Source organism: Oscillochloris sp. ZM17-4 (assembly GCF_019599295.1).
GTDB lineage: Bacteria > Chloroflexota > Chloroflexia > Chloroflexales > Chloroflexaceae > Oscillochloris.
In genome coordinates this window covers 54288-77435 of sequence record NZ_JAIEWN010000023.1, presented here as the reverse complement: position 1 = coordinate 77435, position 23148 = coordinate 54288, and the positions used below count along the sequence as shown (strand labels likewise).

19 protein-coding genes are annotated in these 23148 nt (G+C 68.7%); 13 read left to right on the top strand and 6 right to left on the bottom strand.

What is annotated here, in order from left to right; translation table 11 throughout:
* Positions 1 to 305: type II CAAX prenyl endopeptidase Rce1 family protein (locus tag K2Z83_RS16895; protein ID WP_220596362.1), on the top strand; the 305-nt coding region annotated here is incomplete at its 5' end.
* 149 nt (positions 306 to 454) lie between these two features.
* Positions 455 to 1810 (top strand): MFS transporter, encoded by a 1356-nt coding sequence (locus K2Z83_RS16890; RefSeq protein WP_255604114.1) that lies wholly within the window; start codon positions 455 to 457, stop codon positions 1808 to 1810.
* Positions 1811 to 1833: 23 nt separating this feature from the next.
* On the opposite strand, the gene K2Z83_RS16885 is transcribed toward K2Z83_RS16890, so the two are convergent.
* Positions 1834 to 2100, bottom strand: a complete 267-nt coding sequence (locus tag K2Z83_RS16885) for a hypothetical protein (protein WP_220596361.1) — start codon at positions 2098 to 2100, stop codon at positions 1834 to 1836.
* 394 nt (positions 2101 to 2494) lie between these two features.
* Between K2Z83_RS16885 and K2Z83_RS16880 the strand changes: the two genes are divergently transcribed.
* Together K2Z83_RS16880 and K2Z83_RS16875 are read left to right on the top strand one after the other, a co-directional pair.
* Positions 2495 to 2941 (top strand): MarR family winged helix-turn-helix transcriptional regulator, encoded by a 447-nt coding sequence (locus K2Z83_RS16880; protein WP_220596360.1) that lies wholly within the window; start codon positions 2495 to 2497, stop codon positions 2939 to 2941.
* Between the two features lie 157 nt (positions 2942 to 3098).
* Positions 3099 to 4373, top strand: a complete 1275-nt coding sequence (locus K2Z83_RS16875) for a cystathionine gamma-synthase family protein (RefSeq protein WP_220596359.1) — start codon at positions 3099 to 3101, stop codon at positions 4371 to 4373.
* 45 nt (positions 4374 to 4418) lie between these two features.
* Here the strand turns inward: K2Z83_RS16875 and K2Z83_RS16870 are convergent, their stop codons facing one another.
* The gene (locus K2Z83_RS16870) at positions 4419 to 6143 is read right to left on the bottom strand and encodes a thiamine pyrophosphate-binding protein (RefSeq protein WP_220596358.1); all 1725 of its coding nucleotides are present in this window, start codon (positions 6141 to 6143) and stop codon (positions 4419 to 4421) included.
* 117 nt (positions 6144 to 6260) lie between these two features.
* Between K2Z83_RS16870 and K2Z83_RS16865 the strand changes: the two genes are divergently transcribed.
* The 6 genes from K2Z83_RS16865 (at position 6261) to K2Z83_RS16840 (ending at position 15016) form a co-directional block, all read left to right on the top strand.
* On the top strand, positions 6261 to 6740 hold the full coding sequence (locus K2Z83_RS16865; protein ID WP_220596357.1) for an aminoacyl-tRNA deacylase: 480 nt from the start codon (positions 6261 to 6263) through the stop codon (positions 6738 to 6740).
* Between the two features lie 88 nt (positions 6741 to 6828).
* The gene (locus K2Z83_RS16860; protein ID WP_220596356.1) at positions 6829 to 7176 is read left to right on the top strand and encodes a TfoX/Sxy family protein; all 348 of its coding nucleotides are present in this window, start codon (positions 6829 to 6831) and stop codon (positions 7174 to 7176) included.
* 7 nt (positions 7177 to 7183) lie between these two features.
* On the top strand, positions 7184 to 7759 hold the full coding sequence (locus tag K2Z83_RS16855) for a DinB family protein (RefSeq protein WP_220596355.1): 576 nt from the start codon (positions 7184 to 7186) through the stop codon (positions 7757 to 7759).
* Between the two features lie 693 nt (positions 7760 to 8452).
* Positions 8453 to 13666, top strand: a complete 5214-nt coding sequence (locus K2Z83_RS16850; RefSeq protein WP_220596354.1) for a VCBS repeat-containing protein — start codon at positions 8453 to 8455, stop codon at positions 13664 to 13666.
* 164 nt (positions 13667 to 13830) lie between these two features.
* Entirely contained in the window at positions 13831 to 14379 is a 549-nt protein-coding gene (locus K2Z83_RS16845; protein ID WP_220596353.1) for a YceI family protein, read from the top strand.
* A gap of 82 nt (positions 14380 to 14461) precedes the next feature.
* On the top strand, positions 14462 to 15016 hold the full coding sequence (locus K2Z83_RS16840) for an NADPH-dependent FMN reductase (RefSeq protein WP_220596352.1): 555 nt from the start codon (positions 14462 to 14464) through the stop codon (positions 15014 to 15016).
* 72 nt (positions 15017 to 15088) lie between these two features.
* Here K2Z83_RS16840 and K2Z83_RS16835 read toward each other — a convergent pair whose 3' ends face one another.
* Positions 15089 to 16270 carry a CPBP family intramembrane glutamic endopeptidase gene (locus K2Z83_RS16835; protein WP_220596351.1) on the bottom strand — a complete coding sequence of 394 codons (1182 nt, stop codon included), beginning with the start codon at positions 16268 to 16270 and terminating at the stop codon, positions 15089 to 15091.
* A 349-nt stretch (positions 16271 to 16619) separates the two neighbouring features.
* Here K2Z83_RS16835 and K2Z83_RS16830 point away from each other — a divergent pair, with 349 nt between their 5' ends.
* Positions 16620 to 17099, top strand: coding sequence for an SRPBCC family protein (locus tag K2Z83_RS16830; RefSeq protein ID WP_220596350.1), 480 nt, complete (start codon positions 16620 to 16622; stop codon positions 17097 to 17099).
* Positions 17100 to 17187: 88 nt separating this feature from the next.
* Positions 17188 to 18009: a DUF92 domain-containing protein gene (locus K2Z83_RS16825; RefSeq protein ID WP_220596349.1), complete on the top strand. Its 822-nt coding sequence runs from the start codon at positions 17188 to 17190 to the stop codon at positions 18007 to 18009.
* 143 nt (positions 18010 to 18152) lie between these two features.
* Here the strand turns inward: K2Z83_RS16825 and K2Z83_RS16820 are convergent, their stop codons facing one another.
* The 3 genes from K2Z83_RS16820 to K2Z83_RS16810 all read right to left on the bottom strand — a co-directional run bounded on the left by K2Z83_RS16820 (position 18153) and on the right by K2Z83_RS16810 (position 21631).
* Positions 18153 to 19634, bottom strand: a complete 1482-nt coding sequence (locus tag K2Z83_RS16820; protein ID WP_220596348.1) for an FTR1 family protein — start codon at positions 19632 to 19634, stop codon at positions 18153 to 18155.
* Between the two features lie 61 nt (positions 19635 to 19695).
* Positions 19696 to 20787: a phosphotransferase family protein gene (locus K2Z83_RS16815; protein ID WP_220596347.1), complete on the bottom strand. Its 1092-nt coding sequence runs from the start codon at positions 20785 to 20787 to the stop codon at positions 19696 to 19698.
* 79 nt (positions 20788 to 20866) lie between these two features.
* A complete protein-coding gene (locus K2Z83_RS16810) occupies positions 20867 to 21631 on the bottom strand; it encodes a glucose 1-dehydrogenase (RefSeq protein ID WP_220596346.1) in 765 nt (254 codons plus the stop codon).
* Positions 21632 to 21937: 306 nt separating this feature from the next.
* On the opposite strand from K2Z83_RS16810, the gene K2Z83_RS16805 reads away from it, so the two are divergent.
* Positions 21938 to 22885, top strand: coding sequence for a COX15/CtaA family protein (locus K2Z83_RS16805; protein ID WP_255604113.1), 948 nt, complete (start codon positions 21938 to 21940; stop codon positions 22883 to 22885).
* The last annotated feature ends 263 nt before the right edge of the window (positions 22886 to 23148 follow it).

The following is a 23148-nucleotide window of genomic DNA, read 5'->3' as shown; positions in this document are numbered from 1 at the left end:
TGGGCGCCTACTTCTTCACGGCCCTGCCCGCCGAGCTGCTGCTGCGGGGCGGACTCCAGAATGGGGTCGCGCAGGCCCTGCGTGGCCGGATGGGCGCCGCTGCCGGCTGGGTCGCGCTGGGCGCGGTGGCCGCCCTCACGGCGCCGCTCGGCCTCGCCAGGGGCGGCGGCACCTATCGCCTCGTCGCCGATCTCCTGATCAGCCTCGCCGCCGGCTGGGTCTACCTGCGCACCGGCAAGGTCACCGCCAGCGCCGTGACCCATATGTTTATCGCCCTGACAATGATGCTGCTCACCACGCCATAATGCCAAGCACTGTAATACCAACCGGAATTGAGCAAGCCGCATACGCGCCGCCGCCAGAGCGCGTTGGAACGCCATGCGCGGCAATCTGCAATCCAAAATCTGCAATCTGAAATGGTATAACTGTGCCCTGTCTAGAGAGAGGGAGCCCGATGCCTTCGTCACCCCCCGCCCCTGCCACGCCGATGATCGACGACCGCCGCGAGCAGATCGGCTGGTACTTCTACGACTGGGCGAACTCCGCCTTCTCCACCACGGTGGTGACGGTCTTCCTGGGGCCGTACCTGGCCTCAGTGGCCGAGGCCGCCGCCGACGCCAGCGGGCGGGTCTACCCGCTGGGCATACCGGTGGCGTCGGGCTCGTTCTTCCCCTACGCGGTGTCGCTCTCGGTGCTGCTCCAGGTGCTCTTCCTGCCCATCCTGGGCGCGATCGCCGACTACACCCAGGTCAAGAAGCAGCTGATGGGCGTCTTCGCCTATATCGGGGCCTTCGCCACCATGGGCCTGTTCTTCCTAGAGGGCGACAACTACCTGCTGGGCGGCGGGCTGTTCCTCGTGGCCAACCTGGCCTTCGGGGCCTCGATCGTCTTCTACAACGCCTACCTGCCCGATATCGCCAGCCCTGATCGGCGCGACGCGGTCTCGTCGCAGGGCTGGGCGCTGGGCTACCTGGGGGGCGGGCTGCTGCTGGTGCTGAACCTGATCCTCTTCAACGGGCGCGAGGCGCTGGGGGTGCCCACCGACGTGGCGGTGCGGATCTGCATGGCCTCGGCGGGGCTCTGGTGGGCGATCTTCACGATCATCCCGATGCTGACCCTGCGGGTGCGAGCGCCGGCCAAGGCGCTGCCGCCCGGCGAGCGCTACCTGACAGTGGGCTTCACGCAGCTCGGCCACACCTTCAGCCAGATGCGCCACTACCCGCAGACGATCACCTTCCTGGCGGCCTACCTGCTCTACAACGACGGCATCCAGGCGGTGATCGCCCTGGCCTCGGTGTTCGGCGCCGAGGAGCTGGGCATCCCGCAGTCCTACCTAATCCTCACCATCCTGATGGTGCAGTTCGTGGCCTTCGGGGGCGCGCTGTTCTTCGGCTGGCTGGCCAAGCGCGTGGGCAGCAAGCGGGCGATCATGATCAGCCTGGTGATCTGGGTGGGCGCGGTAGTGTTCAGCTACGTTATGCCGGCGAACAGCGTGCCGCTCTTCTTCGTGCTCGGCGCGGTGATCGCCGTGGTGCTGGGCGGCAGCCAGGCGCTCAGCCGCTCGGTCTTCTCGCTGATGATCCCGGCGGGCCAGGAGGCCGAGTACTTCAGCCTCTACGAGGTGAGCGAGCGCGGCACCAGCTGGCTGGCACCGCTGCTCTTCGGCCTGGCCCTCCAGTTCACCGGCAGCTACCGCATCGCGATCGTCTCGCTGATGGTCTTCTTCATCCTGGGGCTGGCCATCCTCACCCGCGTCGACATCCGCCGGGCGGCGATCGAGGCCGGGAATACGGCGCCGGCGCACGGGTGAGATTGGGGGTTGGGGGTTGGAGGTTAGCGGCGGGGACGGCGCGCGCGGCGCGAATCGCGCTGGCCCCGCCGCACCATGATCTGCCAGCCGGTCTCGGTGTCCATCTGCCGGGCGATCTGGGCGTCGCTCGACCGGTTGGCCTGCTCGTCGTTCAGCGAGGCGATGCTGCGGTCGAGCTCCTCCTCCTCCGGGGAGACCTCGGCGAAGTTCTGCCAGAACCGCCAGATCAGCGCCACCAGCAGGATCAGCAGCAGCGCCGCCACCACGAAGAGAAGGTATGCGGTGATCATCGGGCCTCCTGTCACGGCTGGTGAGATATGCTGTGCGCAGTATACCGTATCGTGGCCGGCGGGCTGTGCCGCAGTTCACAGATGCGGCGATTGGCGGTACAATAGGCGTACGGACAGACGCCCTACTTGTATTGAGGAGCCAGCTATGCCTGAGATCACCGACGAGGCTCGTCGCATTATGCTGCTGATCACCGTGACAGGGGGGATCGCATTCCTTCTGATGGTCTGGGTCTTCGCCTACTATATGTAGGGCGGGCGCCGATGGCGCTCTTGCATGGCCATGGCGAGGGCCGGCAGCCGGGCTGCCGGCCTTCGCTATGGCCGCAGAATGGTTGACAAGTCCAATAGCGCAGTGTACCCTACGATCAGAATAACCATGTACCGAGGGAGTACGATGCCAGAGATCAGCAGCAGCGACTCGCCCCAGATCGAGGCCTACCGGCTGTTCCTCAAGCTCCACCGGCGCTTCCAGGAGCTCAACCGCGAGGAGTTCCGGCCCTACGACCTGTCGACCCCTCAGTACGCCATCCTGTTCCACGCCAGCGAGGAGGGCGTGCCCCTCAGCAGCATCTGCCACGAGATGCTGTCCGATAACAGCAACCTGACGCGGATGGTGGATCGGCTGGAGGCGCGCGGGCTGGTGCGCCGCGCCCCCGACAGCAGCGACCGGCGGGTGACGCTGGTGCAGCTCACGCCCGAGGGCAAGGCGCTGATCGATACGCTCCGCCCGCGCCACCGGGCCTATGTCGAGGAGCGGATGAGCTCCCTCAGCCCGCAGCAGATCGCCGCGCTGAACGATGCGATGCAGACGCTCTATGGGAGCCTGAGCGAGGAGGCGTGAGCGTTTCGCGCTCACGCCTCCTCGCTCAGGTGTGCTGATCTCCCCCCACCCCTAGCAAGACGCCCAAACTCCCCTTTGCTGTCCTCACGATCTCGTGGCACCATGAGCGCACACGCGGGGCGACGCTGCCCCCGGAAGTCTTCGAGGAGGAAGCCTTATGTCAAAGCGAAAGCCCGATGGATACCTAGATGGCCAGCCGCTCCACCCCGAGAGCCTGATGATGGGCTACGGCTATCGCCCGGAGCTCTCGCAGGGCGCCGTCAAGTGCCCGATCTTTCAGACGTCCACCTTTGTGTTCGAGCGGGCCGAGGAGGGCAAGGCCTTCTTCGAGCTGGCCTACGGGCTGCGCAAGCAGGGGCCGAACGAGGAGATGGGCCTGATCTACAGCCGGCTGAACAACCCCGACCTGGAGATCCTTGAGGACCGGCTGACCCTCTGGGACGAGGCGGAGGCCTCGGCGGTCTTCGCCAGCGGCATGGCCGCCATTAGCACGACGATGCTCACCTTCCTGCGCCCCGGCGATGTGGTGCTGCACAGCGAGCCGGTCTACGGCGGGACGGACTACCTGCTCAAGCACATCCTGCCCATGTTCGGCGTGCGCGCCATCGGCTTCCCAGCCGGCGCGGGCGAGGACGAGATCGCGGCGATCCTGGGCCGCGCCGAGGCCGTCGGGCGTCTCGGGATGATCTTTGTGGAGACGCCCGGGAACCCCACCAACGCCCTGGTGGACATCGAGGCCTGCGCCCGCCTGGCCCGCGCCCACAGCGCCGAGCGGCGGGTCGTCCTCGCGATCGATAACACCTTCCTCGGGCCGCTCTGGCAGCAGCCGCTCAGGCACGGCGCCGACCTGGTGCTCTACTCGGCCACCAAGTACATCGGCGGCCACAGCGATGTGATCGCCGGGGTCTGCCTCGGCGCATCCGAGCTGATCGGCCAGGTCAAGGGCTTCCGCACCATCCTCGGCACCATGGCCGCGCCCAACACGGCCTTCCTGCTGATGCGCAGCCTGGAGACGCTCAAGCTGCGCATGACCTGCCAGATGAAGAACGCCCGCTACGTGGCCGACTTCCTGGCCGACCACCCGAAGGTGGCGCGCGTCCACTACCTTGGCCACCTGCGCGAGGACGACCCGCAGCACGCGATCTACCGCCGCCAGTGCAGCGGCCCCGGCGCGATGATCTCCTTCGAGGTGGTGGGCGGCGAGGCCGAGGCCTTCCGGCTGCTCAACGCCCTGCACCTGATCAAGCTGGCCGTCAGCCTGGGCAGCACCGAGTCGCTGGCCGAGCACCCGGCCAGCATGACCCACGCCGACGTGGACCCCGAGGAGCGCATGGAGCTGGGGATCACCCCGGCCATGGTGCGCGTCTCGGTGGGCGTGGAGCACCCCGAGGATATTATCGCCGACCTGCGCCAGGCCCTGGAGCGCGTATAGAGAGAGCGTTGGAGAGTGTGTTTCACACACTCTCCAACGCTCTCTCTATACAGAGATCGACCCCTTGCGAAAGTCGGTCTTGCCCAGGCGGGCGTTGATCAGCACCGGGCGGCCGGCGCGGGCCAGGGAGCGGGCCTGCGCCAGCGTCTCCTCGGTCAGCTCGGGGTCGTCCAGGGCCAGGCCGGCCGCGCCGAAGCCCTCGGCGACCCGGTGGTAGTCGGTGGCGGCCAGCTCGGTGCCCACCAGGTCGCCCAGCATCTCGCCCTGCTCGCGGGCGATCTGGGTCCAGCCGGCGTCGTTGCCGACCACGGCGATCACCGCGATGCCGTGGCGGACGAAGGTGTCCAGCTCGGCGACGCCGTAGCCGAAGGCGCCGTCGCCGAAGAGCGCCCAGACCTCGGCCTCGGGGCGGCAGAGCTTGGCCCCCAGGGCGAAGCCCGCGCCCACGCCGAGCGTCCCGTAGGGGCCGGGGTCGAGCCAGCGCAGGGGGCCGCGCGGGCGGATCACGTAGGAGGCGGTGGCCACGAAGTCGCCGCCGTCGCCCACCAGGATCGAGTCGTCGGGCAGGGCCGCCTCGATCTCGCGGCAGAGCTGGACGGGGTTGAGGTACGCGCTGGGGGCGGCGGCCTGGCGGGAGATCGCGGCGTTGCGGGCGTCGTCGCGGTCGATCAGGGCCTCGCGCCAGAAGGCCCAGCGCGCCGCCGGCGGGGCCAGCATGGCCAGGCGGCGCAGGAAGAGGCCGGGGTCGCCCAGGGCGGCGATGTCGGGCCGGCGGTTGAGGGCGATGTCGGCGCGGCTGCGGTTGGCGGCGACGTAGGTGGCCCGCCGGCGGATGTGGCGGCCGTAGTCGAGCCGGAAGTCGCAGGGCACGCCGGCGAGGATCACCAGGTCGGCATCCTTGAGCGCGGCGCGGCGCTGGTGGCGCATCTGGAGCGGGTGATCTTTGCCGAGCAGGCCGCGCGCCCCGCTTGAGAGGTAGACCGGCAGGCCGAGCCGCTCCACGGCGGCGGCGAGCAGGCCGACATTGGCGGTGTCGAGCAGGGCCTGGGCGCCCACCAGCAGCAGCGGGCGCTCGGCGCGCTCCAGGGCGGCGGCGGCCCGGCCCAGCGGCTCGTCGGGCGGGACGGGCGGCTGGGCCGCGATCAGCGGCCCGGCGGCGGCCCGGTCGGCCCCGCCGAACAGCCGGGCCAGGTGCGCGCCCATATACAGCCGCAGCGCCCGCCCGGCCAGCCCCCCGCCGCCCCCGGCCGCCCCGTAGAGCCGGCGCACCGTCGGCTCGTCGTAGAGCAGGTCTAGCGGCAGCTCCAGGAAGGCCGGGCCGGGCACGCCCTCCTGGGCCACGGCGAAGGCCCGCTCCAGCAGCGGCACGATCTCGGCCACCCGCCGCGCCGTGGCCGCCCACTTCACGTGCGGGCGCAGCAGCGCCATCTGGTCGATGTCCTGCAGCGAGCCGCGCCCCTTCAGCAGGGTGGCCGTCGCCCCGCCCAGCAGGATGAGCGGCGACTGGGCGATCTGGGCGTTCTTCACGGCGGTGACCGTGTTGCTCAGGCCGGGGCCGGCGGTCACGGCGGCCACGCCGGGCCGCCCCGAGAGCCGGGAGACCGCGTCAGCCGCGAAGACCGCCGTGGCCTCGTGGCGCGTGTCGATCACTCGGATGCCGCGGGCCTTACAGCCCACCAGGATGGGCGAGATGTGCCCGCCGCAGAGCGTGAACAGGAAGGGTACGCCCTGCGCCCTCAGCACCTCCGCCACCAGATCGCCGCCGTGCATAGGGATCCTCCTTGACCTTCTTCGGTTCGCCAGTATGATACCCGATAGGAGAAGAGTATATATCTGGCTGAAATCGCCAGCTTCGCTGGCGATTTCAGCCAGATATATGAGGATTCTATGCCGCCAAAGCTTAACTCGATGCGCCTGCTGGAGAGCCACAGGGCGCCCTACGACGTGCTGACCTACGAGTACGACCCGGAGCGCCCGCCGGACGCCTCCGACGTGGCCCGCCAGATCGGCCTGGAGCCGGCCCAGGTCTTCAAGACCCTGGTGGTCTTCGGGGCCAGCCAGAGCCGCCCGCTGCTGATCATGCTCGCCGCCGACCGCCAGCTCGACCTGAAGCGGGCCGCCGCCGCCGTCGGCCAGAAGCGCCTGGAGCTGATGCCGCGCGCCGAGACGGAGCGGCTAAGCGGGCTGAAGGTCGGCGGCATCGGCGCGCTGGCCCTGGCCGCCAGGCGCTGGCCGAGCTACCTTGATCGCTCCGCCGAGGCCTTCGGGCGGATCTATGTGAACGCCGGCCAGCGCGGGGTGATGGTCGGCGTGGCCGTCCCCGACCTCGTGCGCGTGCTGGGGGCGACGGTGATCGACGCGACGTAGGGCCGAAGCATTCGCCCGATGGCGATCTCCGCTCGCGGAGATCGTCATCGGGCGAACGCTTCGGCCTTGACCAGAAGGGGAAGCACCTATGTCAGTCAGCCCGGAGTACCGCGCGTACGTTGTCGGCCAGCTCACGCCCCTGGTGCCCCTGCGGGTCAGGCCCATGTTCGGCGAGCTGGGGCTGTACGCCGGCGAGCACTTCTTCGCCGTGATCGCCGACGATGCGCTCTACCTGAAGGTGGACGCGAGCAACCGCGCCGACTACGAGGCCGCCGGGATGGGGCCGTTCGCCCCCGGCGGCGCGGACGCGCGGCCGATGAGCTACTTCCAGGTGCCCGAGGAGGTGATCGAGGATCGCCCCGAGCTGCGCCTGTGGGTCGAGAAGGCCGTCGCCGTGGCCGAGCGGACGAAGCCGAAGCCGCGCAAGAAGAAGTGAGGACTCTATGCCCACCGATATCCAGACCGCCGACCTGCCCGCCCTGATCGCCGAGGCCACATCCCTCGGCGCCGAGTTCGCGCGCCGCTTCGCCGGCCTGAGCGCCGCCCAGCTCAACTGGCGACCGAGCGAGCAGGAGTGGAGCATCGCCTACTGCGTCGAGCACGTGATCGTCGCCAACTCCGGCTACTTCGCGCCGATCGACCAGATCCTCGCCGGCACCAAGGCCAGCAGCTTCTGGGAGCGGCTGCCGCTGCTGCCCGGCCTGTTCGGCGGATTCCTCATCCGCACCCTGGAGCCGGGGGGCAAGGGCTTCGTGCCCGCGCCGAAGGTCTTCCTGCCCAGCTCGACCGACATCCCCGCCGATATCCTGGCCCGCTTCGCCGCCCAGCACGCCGAGCTGCTGGCCCTGATGGAGCGCTGCCGCGCCCTCGACACCGCCGCGATCATCGTCACCTCGCCCGCCGCCGACTTCGTCACCTACAGCCTGCTCGACGCCTTCCGGATCATCGTCGTCCACATGCAGCACCACCTGCACCAGACCTCGAAGCTCCTGGCGATGGCGGAGTTCCCTGGATCGTAGAGGAAATGTTGAATGGTGAATGGTGAATGGTGAATGGCAATAGCGCAAAGGGCACGCTGTCACCCTGAGTCGCCCGGCCGTAAACGGCCGGGCTAGGTTCTACGAAGGCCGCTTCAGCGGCCTCAGACAGGCTGCGCAGGCGGCCTTCGCAGAACCTAGCCGGGGGCTCAGCTCCATGTGCATGAGGTTAACCGAAACCGGATTGACCGCCTTCCGCCCCGTGTCGGCCCGCCGGGGCGGCCCATCCCCGCCGGGGGCACCGTAGGGCCGAAGCATGCGCACCCATGCATGGGCGACACGCAGATTCATCCGGTGCGCATGCTTCGGCCCTACAGGGGGCGGCCATCCCCTATGCGGGAGGTTCATCGGTATCATGTGGCCGCGGTGATTCTGACAAGCGCGCAGTGGCATTCCGACGTTGGCGCGTGAGTACACCATGCCAATGCATTAGGCGCAATACCGCAGAAGTCACGCTGTGGCGCATCGCCCGCCGGGGGGCTGAAGCCCCCGGCTACGGTTCTGCGAAGGCCGCCTGCGCGGCCTGTCTGAGGCCGCACAGGCGGCCTTCGCAAACCCGAGCCCGCCCGTTTACGGGCCGGGCGCGGTCGGGTCACAGCGTTACTTATGCGCTACTGCGAATATACGAATAGTTGTATTCGTATATTCGTTTCTATTCGCTGGAGAGGTGCTCCTATGCGACGATTCCCTCGCCCTGCCTCCCTGCTGCTCGCCGCCGTGATCGCCGTGGCGCTGCTGCCGGGCCTGCCCGGCGGGCCGGTGGCCCGCGCGGCGACGCCCGCGATCTCATTTAAACCGCCAACCTATCTCGACCCGAACGCCGCCAGCTTTCATACGAATGCGCTGGCGACGGGCGACCTCAATGGCGATGGATCCCTCGACCTTGTCGTCGGCAATACCGGCCAGCCCAGCCAGGTCTACCTCAACGATGGGCGCGGCAGCTTCACCCCGACCGCTACGCCGCTCAACGCGGGAGCCGACACCATGAGCGTGGCGGTGGGCGATCTCGACGGCGACGGGGATCTTGATATTGTGCTCGGCAACTATTGGGGCTCGAACGCGATCATCCGCGCACCGAGCCAAGTTTTTCTGAACGATGGCCACGCGAACTTCACCCAAGCCGCCTCGCTCAACCCGAACACCAGCCAGACCCAGAGCGTCGTGCTGGGCGATCTCAATAGCGACGGGAAGCTCGATATTGTGCTCGGCAACAGCGGCGAGCCGAGCCTGATCTACCTGAACCAGGGCGGCGGCAGCTTCTCGGCCCCGGTCGCGCTCGATAGCAGCACGACCTATAGCGTCGCTCTGGGCGATCTCGATGGCGATGGACAGCTTGATATCGTCCTCGGCAGACTGATCTACCTGAACCAGGGCGGCGGCAGCTTCCCGACCCCAGTGGCCCTCAACGCTGGCGGCATCTCAACCACGAGCGTGGCGCTGGGCGACCTCAACGGCGACGGGGATCTTGATATTACCCTCGGCAATAGAGGTGTCTCTCCAAGCCAAGTCTACCTAAATAATGGGCTTGGCAGCTTTGCTGCGGCTGCCAGCCCGATCAACCCGAGCGGTAATTCGACCCAGGAGATCGCCGTAGGCGATCTGAATGGGGACGGCGCGCTCGACGTTATCCTCGGCAACAGCAGCGAGCCCAGCCAGATCTACCTGAACGACGGGCTCGGCAGCTTCAGCCTAGCCACCAGCCCGCTCAACAGCGGCGGGCCAGTTGTGGCAGGCGATTTTAACGGCGATGGTGCCCTCGACCTTGTGCTCGGCAACTACAGCCAGCCGAACCTCGTCTACCTAAACGGCGGCGTCGATGGCATGACCCCGACCCTAACCGCGCTTCATCCTAGCGGCAGCGTGATCACAAGTGTGGCGGTGGGCGACCTGAACGGCGATCACGCCCTCGATATTGTCCTTGGCAACGATGGCAGCTACGACGGCCAGCCGAGCCAGGTGTATCTGAATGACGGGGCCGGCGGATTCGCCCCGACGCTCGCGCTCAACCCCAGCGGTAGCGCGACCCAGAGCGTCGCGCTGGGCGATCTGAACGGCGACGGGTCGCTCGACCTTGTCCTCGGCAACTACTATGACCCCTTTACCTACATTGGCGAGCCGAGCCAGGTCTACCTGAATGACGGGCGCGGCAGCTTCACCCTGAGTGTGCTACTCAACCCTAGCAGCAGCCAGACCCGGAGTGTGGCGGTAGGCGATCTTGACGGCGACGGTGATTTGGACATCGTGCTCGGCAATCAGGATGAGCCGAGCCAGCTCTACCTGAACAATGGGCACGCCAGCTTCAGCCCGAGCGCCATCCCGCTCGGCGCCGGCCCGGTCGCGCTGGGCGACTTCAACGGCGACGGCTCGCTCGACCTTGTGCTCGGCGGCCAGGTGTACCTGAACAACGGGCGCGGCAGCTTCACCCCCGCCGCCTCGCTGATCCCCAACACTGGGATCACCACAAGCATTGCGGTGGGCGACCTCAACGCCGACGCTGCCCCTGACATTGTGCTCGGCAACTATCTCAACAGCACGTACAACGTCGGTGGGCCGAGCCGGGTCTACCTGAACGACGGGCACGGCAGCTTCACCGCGGCCGCCACCCCGATCAACCCCGGCGGGAACGCAGCCCAGAGCGTGGCGCTGGGCGATCTGAACGGCGACGGCGCGCTTGATATTGTCCTCGGCAATAACCATGTCTACCTGAATGACGGGCGCGGCAGCTTCACCCCCACCGCCGGCCCGGCCAACGGCGATCCTGTGGCGCTGGGAGATCTCAATAGCGATGGTGCGCTCGATATGGTTGTTGGTAGCCAGGTCTACCTCAACCACCTCACCACAGCCGCACGCCTGCCGAACGACCCGCTCACAATCGCGGCGCGCCGGCCGGGCGCCGCCGACGACGCCGGATTCTCCTCGACGCCGGAGATCCTTAGCAGCCAGGTGATCTCCATCCCCTACACCCTGGCCGACCGCGAGGGCGACCCGGCCCGCGCGGTGCGGGCCTTCTACTCGCTCGACGGCGGCGGCCAGTGGCGCGATGCCGTGCCCGCCAGCCCCCCGGCGCTCGACGCCTCGCCCGCCGGCACGGCCCACACCTTCGCATGGGACACCTTCGCCTCGGGGCTGTTCGGCCAGTCCGACAACGTCGTCGTGCGCCTCGTCGCCTACCCGTCGCTCACCACGGGGCCGAGCGGCGTGCCGCTCTTCCAGCGCCCCTTCGCCTCGGCCACCACATTCCCCTTCCGCGTGCGCGGCACCCAGGTGCGGGTGGTCGATCCGCAGGGCCAGGGCGTCCCCGGCGCGCTGGTCTACCGGCTGCCCGCCGGGGCCAGCGAGGGGGCCGCGCGCTTCCCGCCCGCCGCAGCGGGCCGGCCCGAGCTCCAGACCGACGGCCAGGGCTACCTCCAGGGCCGCGGCCAGCTCGGCATCGGCGACCAGCTCGTCGCCCTGGCCCCGATCTCATCCACCCTGGCCTACACCGTCTACCAGACCAGCGCCGCGCCCGTCGCCGCCGGGCTTGATCTGGCCGAGGTCGCGCAGCCCGGCGTGCAGACCCTGACGGTCACGCCGGGCCACCAGCTCATCCTGTTCAACCTGAGCGTCGCCCTGGAGTGGGACGCCCGCGGCGACCCGGACTACCTGGCGCGGCTTGAGCATAACCTGGAGCGCGCCTCGGCCCTGCTCTATGACTGGACCGACGGCCAGGCCGCCCTCGGCGATCTCACGGTCTACCAGGGCCGCGAGCACTGGGACGACGCCCACATTCGGATCTACGCCTCGAACGCCCTGCGCCCCAACGCGGTGCGCGGCGGGATTGTGCCCGAGGGCGTGACTCTGACCGACCCTGATAACGCGGCGATCAGCTATCGCGCGGGCCAGCTGCGCATGGGCGCGACCTGGAACCGCTACGGCGAGCCCGGCGCCGACCTCGGCGAGGACTGGCCGCGCACCCTGGCCCACGAGCTGGGCCACTACGCGCTCTTCCTGGACGACAACTACCTCGGCCTGGATGACTCCGGCCAGCTGATCACCGTGAGCTCCTGCCCGGGCGCGATGAGCGACCCCTACACCAACAACGATAGCGAGCTGCACCCCAGCGACGCTGGCTGGGCCGCCGGCTGCGCCCAGACCCTCTCGCAGCGCAGCAGCGGGCGCAGCGACTGGGCGACCATCCTGCGCCTCTACGATGACCCGGCCGCCGGGGTGCGGCTCAGCGCGCCGGCCAGCTTCAACGCCCGGCCCGGCCCGGCCCGGCTGCCCCTGGCGGTGACACAGGTGACGATAGAGGCGCCGGGGGCGGCCGACCGCACGCTGCCCGCGCCGATCTTCTTCACGGTAGACGCCGACGGGGCGCGCTCGCCGACCGGCGCGGGCGCGCGGGCCTTCCTCTTCCAGGGCGATCAGCTCAGCGATCTGGGCCGCCCGGTGGGCGACCAGATCATCGCCCGTGGCGCGCGACCAGGCGACCGGCTCTGCATCTTCGACCCGACCAACCGGCGCTTCGGCTGTCGCGATCAGCTCGATGACCTTGACCAAAGCCTGCCGCTGAGCAGAACCCTCGGCATCGACTGGCAGCCGGAGATCGGGCTCACGCCGGTGAACTCGACCACGCTCCAGCTTGAGCTGCGCGGCCTGCCGGCGGGGCTCGGCGTCACGGCGCGGCTCTTCCCCTCGCTTGATCTGGCCCCGCCGCCTGTCGAGCTGCGCCAGGCGGGCGGCGCCTACCGCGGGGCGCTCAGCTCGTCGCCCGGCCAGCCGGCCTTCGAGGGGATGATCGACATCCGGGTTATGGGCACGGACCAGAGGCTGCTCTATGAGACGGTGGCCGATTACATCTTGGGCGGGAACCCGGGCCAGAAGTGGGCCGGGCGCGCGCCGCGCGGGAACCCGGGCCAGAAGTGGGCCGGGCGCAGCCCGGTGATCTCGAACGACGGCGAGGCCATCCTCTACGAGCCGGGGCTGCCGCTGGCGGACGGGCAGCTCTATCTGCTCCAGGCCGCCGACAGCGCCCCCGCCGCGCCGGCCTACGCCCGGCCGCTCGGGCGGGCCTACCGCCTCGCTGTCACCGCTGGCGTGGATCTGGCCGGCGCCTCGCTGAGCGTCAGCTACCGGGGCGAGGACGTGCCCGCCGAGCATGAGGGCGGCATCGGGCTCTATGTCTACGACGGCGCCACATGGCAGCCGCTGCCGAGCGTGCGCCGCGACCCGCAGCACAACGAGGTCTCGGCCCCGCTGCGTGGCGCGGGGCTCTACCAGCTGATGGTCAGCGTGGATGTGGCGCTGCGCGGGCCGGGCTGGAACAGCGCGCCCTACATGGGTCAGGACACCGCGCTGCCCGCAGCCCTCGACTCGCTGGGCGATGCCTACCGCATGGTCTACGCCTACGACGAGGCCGACCAGTCCGACCCCTGGAAGCTCTACGCCCGCGGCGTGCCGGCCTACGTGAACGACCTGGCCGCCCTGGAGTACGGCCGGGTCTACTGGATCTACGCCACCGCCGACACGACCATGCGCGCCCCGACGCCGTCGGGGGCGCTGGCGCTGGCCGGGCCACAGCTGCCGCCGGCCACCTACTACGGCGCGGTGACGGGCGGGGCCGGCCTCACGCCGGCGGCGGGCCAGCAGGTGCTGGCCCTGGTCGGGGAGACTGTCTGCGGCCGAGGGCAGACGCGCAGCGTCGGCGGCCAGATCGTCTACAGCCTGGCGGTCGAGAGCGCCGGCCCGACGACGACCGGGTGCGGCGGGGAGGGGCGAGCAGTCCGCTTCCTGGTAGGTGGCCAGATGATGGCGCCCGGCGTCAGCTCCTGGGACAGCACCCAGGTCCAGGCGGTCAACCTGCGCCCGGGCTGGCCGTGGCAGATCGCCCTGCCGCTGGTCCGGCGCTAGGGCGAGGCTGGGGTTGGGGGCGCGTCGCGACGCGCCCCAGCGTCCCCCCAACCCCCAACCCCCATGTTCACGCCCGTGTTCACGCCCCGTTGACGGGCGGCCTGTACCCTGCGATCACACGAGCGACGCGCTCTCGGACAATCGCAGATACAGGAGCTATGAACATGAGCTGGGTTATCGATCCTTCACACTCGCAGGTTGCCTTCTCGGCCCGCCACATGATGCTCGCCAAGGTGCGCGGCCGCTTCGACCGCTTCAGCGGCACCGTCGAGTTCGACGAGCAGAACCCGATCAACTCCGCGGTGACTGTCTCGATCGAGGCCGACAGCATCGACACCCGCGACGAGAAGCGCGACGGCCACCTCAAGTCGCCCGACTTCCTCGACGTGGCGAACTTCCCGGCCATCTCCTTCGTCAGCAAGAAGGTCGAGGTCGTCGACGAGACCCACGGCAAGATCATCGGCGACCTGACCATCCGCGGCGTGACCAACGAGGTGGTGCTGGCGACCGAGTACAACGGCCAGGCGAAGGCACCCTGGGGCACGACCAGCGCCGGCTTCAGCGCCGAGGCCAAGATCAGCCGCGTGGACTGGGGCCTGACCTGGAACGTGGCCCTGGAGACGGGCGGCGTGCTGGTGGGCGACGAGATCACGATCAGCATCGAGCTGGAGATTGTCAAGCAGGTGCCGGCCGAGGCCGAGGTAGCGGCATAATTCTATGATGGCGTCGCGAAAAAGGCCAGCAGTGCTGGCCTTTTTCGCGACGCCATACGCTGGTTCTCTAAAGGGTTTTTCCATGAAGATTCTTGGCATCTCGGGCAGCCTGCGGGCCGCCTCAAATAACACCGGCCTGCTGCGGGCGGCGAGCGAGCTGGCCCCGGCGGGCGTTGAGATTCTCATCCACGACATTGGCGACGTGCCGCTCTACAACGGCGATGAGGACGGCGGCGAGGGCAATCGGCCCGCCGGGGTGATCCGTCTGAGGCAGGCGATCGCCGACGCCGACGCGCTGCTGCTGGCCGTGCCCGAGTACAACTACTCGGTGACCGGCGTGCAGAAGAATGTCCTCGACTGGGCCTCGCGGTCCACTCCCACCACGCCGCTGAACGGCAAGCCGCTGGCGATGATGGGCGCCGGCGGGATGAGCGGCACCATGCGCGCCCAGTTCCACCTGCGCCAGATGCTCGTCCACAGCAACCTGCTGGTGATGAACAAGCCCGAGCTGTATATCGCCCGGGCCTGGGAGAAGTTCGATAAGCAGGGCAACCTGACCGACGAGGCCACCCGCGATATGGTGAAAGCCCTCGTCGAGGGGCTGGCCGCCTGGGTGAGCCGCCTGCGCGGCGCGTAACTGGTGCTGTTTTGGCCACCATGGCCAGCTTCGCTGGCCATGGTGGCCAAAACAACAAGAGATTCCGGGGGGTCAGCTGCCCGTCACCAGCGAGAGCATGATCAGCGTGAAGTTATAGACCCCGTGGACGATCGCGCTGGTGCTGGTGTTGCTGCGCTTGCGCACCACCCCGCAGACCAAGCCGACGATGAAGACCACCAGCAGCGCGTCCCAGTTGTACTGGAGGGCGTGCAGGCTCATAAAGAAGAGGTTGGAGACCAGGATGCCCAGGCGCGGCTGGAGCGCCCCGCGCACGGCCAGCTCCTCGCCCAACCCCGCAGTGATGCCGATCACCACCGCGCCGACCGGGCTGATCGCGAAGGAGAGCAGCTCGCCGAAGGCCGCGTCGTCGGTGATGGGCCAGCCCATCAGACCCCAGAGCCAGCTGATGCCCACGCTGAGCAGCTGGACGGCGCCGACCAGCAGCAGGGCGATCGCCACGCCGGCCAGGGCCTGGCGCCAGGTCGGCCGCACCAGGCCGAGGCGCTGGAGCGCCTCGGGGAGCCGGCGGCGCGTGCCGTAGCCCACCGCCAGCAGCGCCGCCGGGATCGTCCAGACCAGCGAGTAGACCTGGTCGCGCAGCATGCCCGCCGAGTCGCGGCCCTGGGCGGCGGCGCCGGCGCTCATCTGGCTCACCAGGGCCAGCAGGGGCGGCTGGCCGAGCACGAGCAGCGGGATGGTGCAGAGCATGCCGATGCTGACAATAGAGACCAGGGCGACCGTGTGGACGAAGGAGTCGGGGTCGATCGGGATGGCGCGGGCGACGCGGCGGCGGACCTGCGGGAGCAGCAGCGCGGCGCTGGCCAGGATGGCCGCGAGCGTGCCGAGGGCGATCAGGCCCATGCGCAGCCAGCCGCCGGCGGCGATCTGCGGCGGGCCGGCGGGGTTTGCCGGTGCCGCGCCGATGTTCGCCACTGTGGCGAAGCCGAAGCCGAGGGCGACCACGGCCGCCCCGCCGATCAGCAGCGACATCCAGAGGCCGGTGGCCACCCATGCCCAGTTGAAGCGGCGGCCGCCGAGGTAGGCCAGCACCGCCAGCACGGCGAAGGGCAGGGCGTTCAGGCTCGCGATGGCCATCTGGCCAACCTCGCCCCCGATGGCGATGCCGACGCCGAGGACGACCGTCAGGATGATCGCGCCGATGCCGAGCGGCAGCCGGCTCGGCAACTTCGAGCCATCAATGCTCGTCAAAGTGGGTGGGGAGAGATCTTCCATCTATGGGCGCTCCTTATGTGTGATTGCAGATTGTAGATTGCAGATTGCAGATTTGGCGCGGCGATATGCCTCATCTGCAACCAAAGATCTGCAATCTACAATCAAAAATCTGCAATCAAAAATCTGCAATCCACAAGAGTGTAGCATGGAGCGGGCCGCCGCCGCCGGGTGAGGCCGCGCGTTCAGCGTTCAGACACAGAGAATAGTTTTACATATAAACTATTGACATGTCTTAACCGAAGTGGTATGATGACTTTGCAAAGCATTGGCAAACACACCATAAAGTCTGTGCAATCACGCACAAACCTCACGCCTCCTGCTGGGGTTAACCGCTGATAGGAGATATCCCATGATCACGGTCACTCGCCGCAGCTATATTGAGTCCGCCACCCCCGCAGAGATCTTCGACTCGCTCTCCGACCCGAGCCGCATCGGCCAACTGCTGCCGCGCGTGCAGAAGGTGGAGATGCTGAGCCGCGATATGGAGACCCGCACCGCGCGCCTGGTCACCCACATGTCGCTGGGCGGCATCTTCGGCACCATCCGCTGCGAGGGCGACCTGACCTGGGAGGAGCCGGGCGAGATCCTGTTCAAGGTGCGCACGCCGGTCCCGGTGGAGACGCGCTGGACGCTGACCTCAGCCGTGAACGGCACCGACCTCCAGGCGACGATGTCGCTCGACCTCGCCCCGATGCTCGGGCCGATGGCGGCGTTCGTGCCGGTGCAGACCGTCGGCGACATGCTCGCCAAGGAGCTGGAGTCGGCCCTCAAGGCGATCAGCGAGAGCAGCGCCGCCCCAAAACCCCGTGAGCGGGCCGTGGCCGCCTGATCCAACAACTCTGGTATAATCGCGGGGCACTGGGCAGCCAGTGCCCCGCGTTTGTTTGCCGGGCGGAGCATGCCCCGCTCACCTCTGTATGATCGACCTTGCACTCATCGGGTTCGGGCTGGTGCTCAGCACCGCGATCGGCGGCCTCGCCCACTGGCGAAAGTCCCTCACCGTCAGCGGCTGGGTCGGCGCCGTCCTCGTCGGCACCCTCACCCTCGGCTTCGGCGGCTGGTCGTGGGGGCTCACCCTGATCATCTTCTTCATCACCAGCAGCCTGCTCTCGCGCTACAAGGAGCAGATCAAGGAGCGCCGCGCCGCCGAGAAGTTCTCCAAGGGCGGTCAGCGCGACTTCGTCCAGACGATGGCCAACGGCGGGCTGGCCGCGCTCTGCGCGGTGGCCTACGCCCTGGCCGGGCGTCCGCCGGAGCTGCTGGCCGCCTTCGCCGGGATCATGGCCACGGTGAACGCCGACACCTGGGCCACCGAGCTGGGCGTGCTCAGCCCGCACCGGCCGCGCCTGATCACCAGCGGCCGCCCGGTGGAGCCCGGCACCTCCGGCGGCATCACGCTCTTCGGCAGCAGCGCGGCGGCCCTCGGCGCGGCCCTGATCGGCGTCGTCCTGCTCGTCCTGCTCGCGGTCGAGGGCTCGCCCGCGCCCTGGTGGCTGATCCCGGCCGCCATCCTTGGCGGCTTCGGCGGGGCCATGCTCGACAGCCTGCTCGGCGCCACCGTCCAGGCGATCTACGCCTACTCCGACGGCCGCGAGACCGAGCGGCGCTTCGACCGCAGCGGCAACCCCACCGCCTTCGTGCGCGGCCTGCCCTGGCTCAACAACGATGTGGTCAACTCAAGCAGCTCGATCGGCGGCGCGCTGATCGCTATCCTGGTGATGCGCATCCTCGGCGGATAGGCTGTGTTGCGGAACGATGCCAGCTTCGCTGGCATCGTTCCGCAACACAGCAAGATATTCCGGGGGCCTGTGGCTCCGAAACCGCATGGTGATGCCAAGAAGGGCCAGCGAAGCTGGCCCTTCTTGGCATCACCATGCGGTTGTTAAGAATGAGCCGTCTGGCGGGACTCTGCCGGGCGGCGCACCACCTGCTCCAGCAGCACCACCACCAGGGCCACGCCGAGCAGCGTCAGCTGGGGCAGCGTCGTCTGCCAGGTGGGAAACATCCCGATCGCCGGCAGGTCGGGCAGGTAGCCGGCACCGCTGGAGGGCAGCACGCGGGCCACCTGGAGGGCGTGGATGCCGGTGCCGATGAACTTGAAGCCCAGGTAGAAGATCAGGCCGCTGGTGACGAGGAAGAAGGGCCGCAGGGGCAGCCGCACGCCCACCCAGAGCACCAGCACGCCGGCCACGGCCAGCACCGCCACGGCGATGCCGATGCCCATAAGCAGGTCGCTGGTGGCGATCGACGACGCGATCCCGATGTAGAACAGGGCCGTCTCCGCGCCCTCGCGGAAGATGGCGAAGAAGGACAGGGCGCCCAGCGAGAGCAGGCTGCCGGTGGCCAGGGCCTCGCTGGTGCGCTCGCGGATGTACTTCTGCCAGGCCCCGGCGTGCGACTTGCCGTGCAGCCAGAAGCTGACGCCGAAGAGCATGGCGGCGGCGATCAGGCCGGAGATGCCCTCGATCAGCTCGCGGTTGCTGCCGGTGGCCACGCCGCGGAAGATCACCGCGATGATCAGCCCCGCGCCCACGCTGGCGACGATCCCCAGGATGCCGCCGCCCCAGATCCAGCCGCGCTTGTCGTGGTTGCCGGTGCGCTCCAGGAAGGCCAGCAGGGCCGCGATCACCAGCAGGGCCTCCAGGCCCTCGCGCAGCAGGATGCTGAAGGCGTCGAAGACGCCGTAGCGCGCCGGGGCCACCATCGGCTCCAGGTCGGCCCGCAGCTGTGCGATCAGCGCCTGCGCGCCCGCCAGGTCGCCGGCGCTGATCGCCGCCGCCGCCGCCGCCATATCGTTCTCGCTGCTGCGGTACACCTCGGCCGAGCGGGCCTTCACGTCGCCCTCCACGTCGGGCCAGGCGGCGCGGAATGACTCAAGCTCGGCGGCGGCGTGCTCGGCCCGGCCGGCGGCCAGCGCGTCGCTCACCTCGGCCAGGGTCGGCAGCAGGGTCTCGAGCGTCGCCGGCGCGCCCTCGCGCGCGGCGGCGGCGGGGAGGCGGCCATCCGCGAAGGCCTCGTTGGCCTGCGCCAGCGCCTCAAGGGCCGTGATGCCGGCCGCCGCATCCCCGGCGGCCAGGGCGTCGCGCGCATCGTCGTAGGCCCGCTCGATAGAAGCGTAGGCGGCGCTCGACTGCTCGCGCACCGCGTCCTCCACCGTCTCCCAGCCCTCGTGGAACTCGCCCAGCGAGGCCTGGGCGGCCGCGAGGTCGCCGGCCTCGGCCTGGCTCACCGCCAGCTCGATATGCGCGTTGGCCGAGCGCAGCCCGTCGGCCGGCGACCCGCCCTGGGCGAATGTTGCGGTCGGAATACTCAGCAGCAGCGCGAGGCCGGCGAGCAGCAGGCCGATGAGAAGGCGGCGGGGCATGGTGTTGCTCCTTCAGACTGTGCGGCGTCCCTTTCGAGGGTTTAGCATAGTCTAAGTTATTTTATTTGTCAATACTAACCCCCAGGTCGCTGATCCGCCCGCTGTCGAGGCAGCGCCCGGCAAGATCGGCGCAGGCAAGCACGAGGCGGGACAGCCCGGCGAAGCGCTCGTCGCTGGTGTGGCCGGCCCGGTAGCGGGCGTAGATCTGCTGGATGATCACGGCCACCTTAAACAGCCCGAAGACATAGTAGAACTGGACGTCGCCCACCTCGCGCCCGCTGGCGGCGGCGTAGGCATCGACAAGCTGCTGCCGGCTGAGGTTGCCGGGGCGCGAGGTCAGGCCAAACTCGCGCAGGGCGGCCGGGTCGCCCGGCTCGGCCCAGTAGCCCAGGGTTGTGCCCAGGTCCATCAGCGGGTCGCCGATCGTCGCCATCTCCCAGTCGAGCACGGCGACGACCCGCGTCGGGTCGGCCAGGTCGAAGACCAGGTTGTCGTACTTGAAATCGTTGTGGATCAGGGCGACGCCGCTCTCGGCGGGCGCGTGAGCCTGGAGCCAGGCGGCCGCGCGCTCCAGGGCGGGCAGATCGTCGGTGCGGGCGGCGGCGTAGCGCTTCGCCCAGCCGGCGACCTGGCGGGCCACATAGCCCTCGGGGCGGCCGAGGTCGCCCAGCCCGGCGGCCACATAGTCCACCCGGTGCAGGTCGGCCAGCGTCTGCACCAGGGAGCCGCACATCGCCCCCATCAGCGCGGGGGTGAGGTCGAGGCCGGCGGGCGGGCTGCTGCGCAGGATGATCCCGCGCACGCGCTCCATCACATAGAAGGGTGCCCCGAGGATGGCCGGGTCATCGCTGTAGGCCAGGGGGCGCGGGGCGCGGGCGTAGCGGCCGGCCAGGGCGCTGAGGATGCGGTGCTCGCGGCCCATATCGTGGGCGCTCTTGATGTTGGCCCCGAAGGGCGGCCGGCGCAGCACCAGGTCGCGGTCGCCCAGCTGCAGCAGGTAGGTCAGGTTTGAGTAGCCGCGGGGGAACTGCGCGACCGTCAGCTCGCCCGATGCGCCGGGGATGGCCGCGCGCAGGAAGGCCGCGAGCCGCCCCAGGTCGAGCTCCTCGCCGGGGCGCACCGCGTCAGGGCGATCAACGAGTGTTTCATCCACACTTTCCACAGGTTATCCACTTTCGATTATTAAGAAGGTGTTATCCAATTTCATGTGTAAATAATATTGCGCGCCGCCCCTACAGTACGCTGCTCACCATCAGGCCGCCGTCCACCACCAGGACGCTGCCGCTGGTGTAGTTCGAGGCGGGCGAGGCGAGGTAGAGCGCGGCGCCGGCCACATCGTCGGGCTCGCCGATGCGCCCGCTGCGCTGGGCGATCCCCTCGGCGAGCTGCTGGTTGCCCCAGAGCGCGGCGCTGAACTTGGTCTTGATCACGCCGGGGGCGATCGCGTTGACCTGGATGCCGCGCGGGCCGAGCTCCTGGGCCAGAGCCTGGGTCAGGGCGATCACGGCGGCCTTGCTGACGCTGTAGATGCCCATGTGCGCGCCGGGGGTGAGGCCGGCCACCGAGCTGATGTTGATCATCTTGCCGGCGCCGCGGGCCAGCATGTGCGGGGCGACCGCCCGGCAGAGCGCCATGTAACCCTTGACGTTCACCTGAAGGATCTTGTCCCACTGGTCGTCGCTGGCGTCGAGGATCGAGCCGAAGTGCGGGTTGGTGGCGGCGTTGTTCACGGCGATATCGACCCCGCCGAAGGCCTCGACCGTCTGGGCGACCAGGGACTCGACCTGCGCGCGCTCGCCGGTGTGGCATGCGACGGCGAGGGCGCGGCCGCCGGCGGCGCGGATCGCGTCGGCCACCGGCTGCACACGCTCGATGGTGCGGCTGGCCACGACCACGGCGGCGCCGGCCTCGGCGTAGGCGCGGGCGATCGCCTCGCCGATCCCGCGCGAGCCGCCCGTGATGATCGCCACCTTCCCGCCCAGGTCAAACATCGACATTGATGCCTCCTCATGCATAGCCGATAGCCGATATGTTCTCTTGTATCGGCTATCGGCTATCGGCTATTGGCTATCGGAATCCTGCGGTGTGGCCATTATATAGCAAGGCTATCGGGGCCGTAAACCTGACAGGTGCGGCCCCTGATGCATCAGGATATAGTCATTTCATCGCTGGCCGCACCTGACAGGTTTCATACCTTCGCACGGCAATGTGTGAGCATTTCACCAAATTGTGTTACTATATGGCCAATCATCGTGCGGGTGTTCACAAAAAAAATACTATCACGCGTATGCTAGGAGATTCCTATGCAGCGACGATTCACACAGTTCGCCTGGGGCGTGCTCGCCTACAACATCCTGGTCATCCTCTGGGGCGCCTACGTGCGAGCCAGCGGCTCAGGGGCGGGGTGCGGCCAGCACTGGCCGCTCTGCAACGGCCAGGTCATCCCGCGGGCGGAGCAGGTGCAGACGCTGGTTGAGTTCACACACCGCATCACCAGCGGTCTGTCGGCCATCCTGGTCGTGGTGATGGTGGTCTGGTCGCTACGCTCCTTCCCCAAGGGCCACCTGGCCCGCCTGGGCTCCAAGCTGACCCTCTTCTTCATCGTGATCGAGAGCCTGCTGGGGGCCGGGCTGGTGCTCTTCCAGCTGGTGGCCGGCAACACCTCGGTGGCCCGCGCGGTGGCCGGCGGCATCCACCTGGTGAACACGCTGCTGCTGGTGGGCGCGATCACCCTGACGGCCTGGTGGGCCGGCGGCGGGCGGGCCATCCGGCTGCGCGGCCAGGGCGCGGTGGGCTGGATGCTGGGCGTCGGCGTGGTGGCCGTGCTGGCCCTGGGGGCCACCGGGGCGATCACCGCCCTGGGCGACACGCTCTTCCCCAGCGACTCGCTGAGCGCCGGGTTCGCCCAGGACCTCGACCCGACCGCGCACTTCCTGATCCGGCTGCGCTTCTGGCACCCGGCCCTGGCCATCGCCACCGGGATCTACCTGCTGGTAGTCGGCCAGATCCTCAGCCGGCTGCGGCCGAGCGAGGGCACCCGCCTGGGGGCCACCCTGCTGCTGCTGCTCTTCCTGGCCCAGCTCGGCGTCGGCGCGGTCAACCTGGCCCTGCTCGCCCCGATCACGCTCCAGATCATCCACCTGCTGATGGCCGACCTGGTCTGGGTAGCGTTGGTGCTGCTCAGCGCGGCGACCCTGGCCGTAGAGGCGCCCGAGAGTGCCCCCCAGCCATCCTTTGCAGCAGCGAGGTGATTGCAGATTGTAGATTGCAGATTGCAGATTGGGGACCACGCGGCAACCCGTAATCTACGCTCTGCGCTCCGCAATCTGCAATCTGCAATCTGCAATCTGCAGTCGAGTTGGGGGATCACAATCGACAGTTGCAACGGCGTTACGCCACCGGCGTATGGGCCGACCTATACTCTGCGTATTATATTCCTTGTTCCTAAACTCACAAGAAACCCCCAGGGACCATGAAGACATCCGCCCTTCCCCAGCAGCGACCGAGCGAGCGA

Coding starts and splice junctions, on each gene's coding strand:
- K2Z83_RS16805 (WP_255604113.1), top strand. CDS start 21,938: ATGCAGCGACGATTCACACAGTTCGCCTGGGGCGTGCTCGCCTACAAC.
- K2Z83_RS16885 (WP_220596361.1), bottom strand. CDS start 2,100: ATGATCACCGCATACCTTCTCTTCGTGGTGGCGGCGCTGCTGCTGATC.
- K2Z83_RS16890 (WP_255604114.1), top strand. CDS start 455: ATGCCTTCGTCACCCCCCGCCCCTGCCACGCCGATGATCGACGACCGC.
- K2Z83_RS16845 (WP_220596353.1), top strand. CDS start 13,831: ATGAGCTGGGTTATCGATCCTTCACACTCGCAGGTTGCCTTCTCGGCC.
- K2Z83_RS16880 (WP_220596360.1), top strand. CDS start 2,495: ATGCCAGAGATCAGCAGCAGCGACTCGCCCCAGATCGAGGCCTACCGG.
- K2Z83_RS16810 (WP_220596346.1), bottom strand. CDS start 21,631: ATGTCGATGTTTGACCTGGGCGGGAAGGTGGCGATCATCACGGGCGGC.
- K2Z83_RS16840 (WP_220596352.1), top strand. CDS start 14,462: ATGAAGATTCTTGGCATCTCGGGCAGCCTGCGGGCCGCCTCAAATAAC.
- K2Z83_RS16865 (WP_220596357.1), top strand. CDS start 6,261: ATGCCGCCAAAGCTTAACTCGATGCGCCTGCTGGAGAGCCACAGGGCG.
- K2Z83_RS16870 (WP_220596358.1), bottom strand. CDS start 6,143: ATGCACGGCGGCGATCTGGTGGCGGAGGTGCTGAGGGCGCAGGGCGTA.
- K2Z83_RS16835 (WP_220596351.1), bottom strand. CDS start 16,270: ATGGAAGATCTCTCCCCACCCACTTTGACGAGCATTGATGGCTCGAAG.
- K2Z83_RS16855 (WP_220596355.1), top strand. CDS start 7,184: ATGCCCACCGATATCCAGACCGCCGACCTGCCCGCCCTGATCGCCGAG.
- K2Z83_RS16875 (WP_220596359.1), top strand. CDS start 3,099: ATGTCAAAGCGAAAGCCCGATGGATACCTAGATGGCCAGCCGCTCCAC.
- K2Z83_RS16850 (WP_220596354.1), top strand. CDS start 8,453: ATGCGACGATTCCCTCGCCCTGCCTCCCTGCTGCTCGCCGCCGTGATC.
- K2Z83_RS16860 (WP_220596356.1), top strand. CDS start 6,829: ATGTCAGTCAGCCCGGAGTACCGCGCGTACGTTGTCGGCCAGCTCACG.
- K2Z83_RS16820 (WP_220596348.1), bottom strand. CDS start 19,634: ATGCCCCGCCGCCTTCTCATCGGCCTGCTGCTCGCCGGCCTCGCGCTG.
- K2Z83_RS16830 (WP_220596350.1), top strand. CDS start 16,620: ATGATCACGGTCACTCGCCGCAGCTATATTGAGTCCGCCACCCCCGCA.
- K2Z83_RS16825 (WP_220596349.1), top strand. CDS start 17,188: ATGATCGACCTTGCACTCATCGGGTTCGGGCTGGTGCTCAGCACCGCG.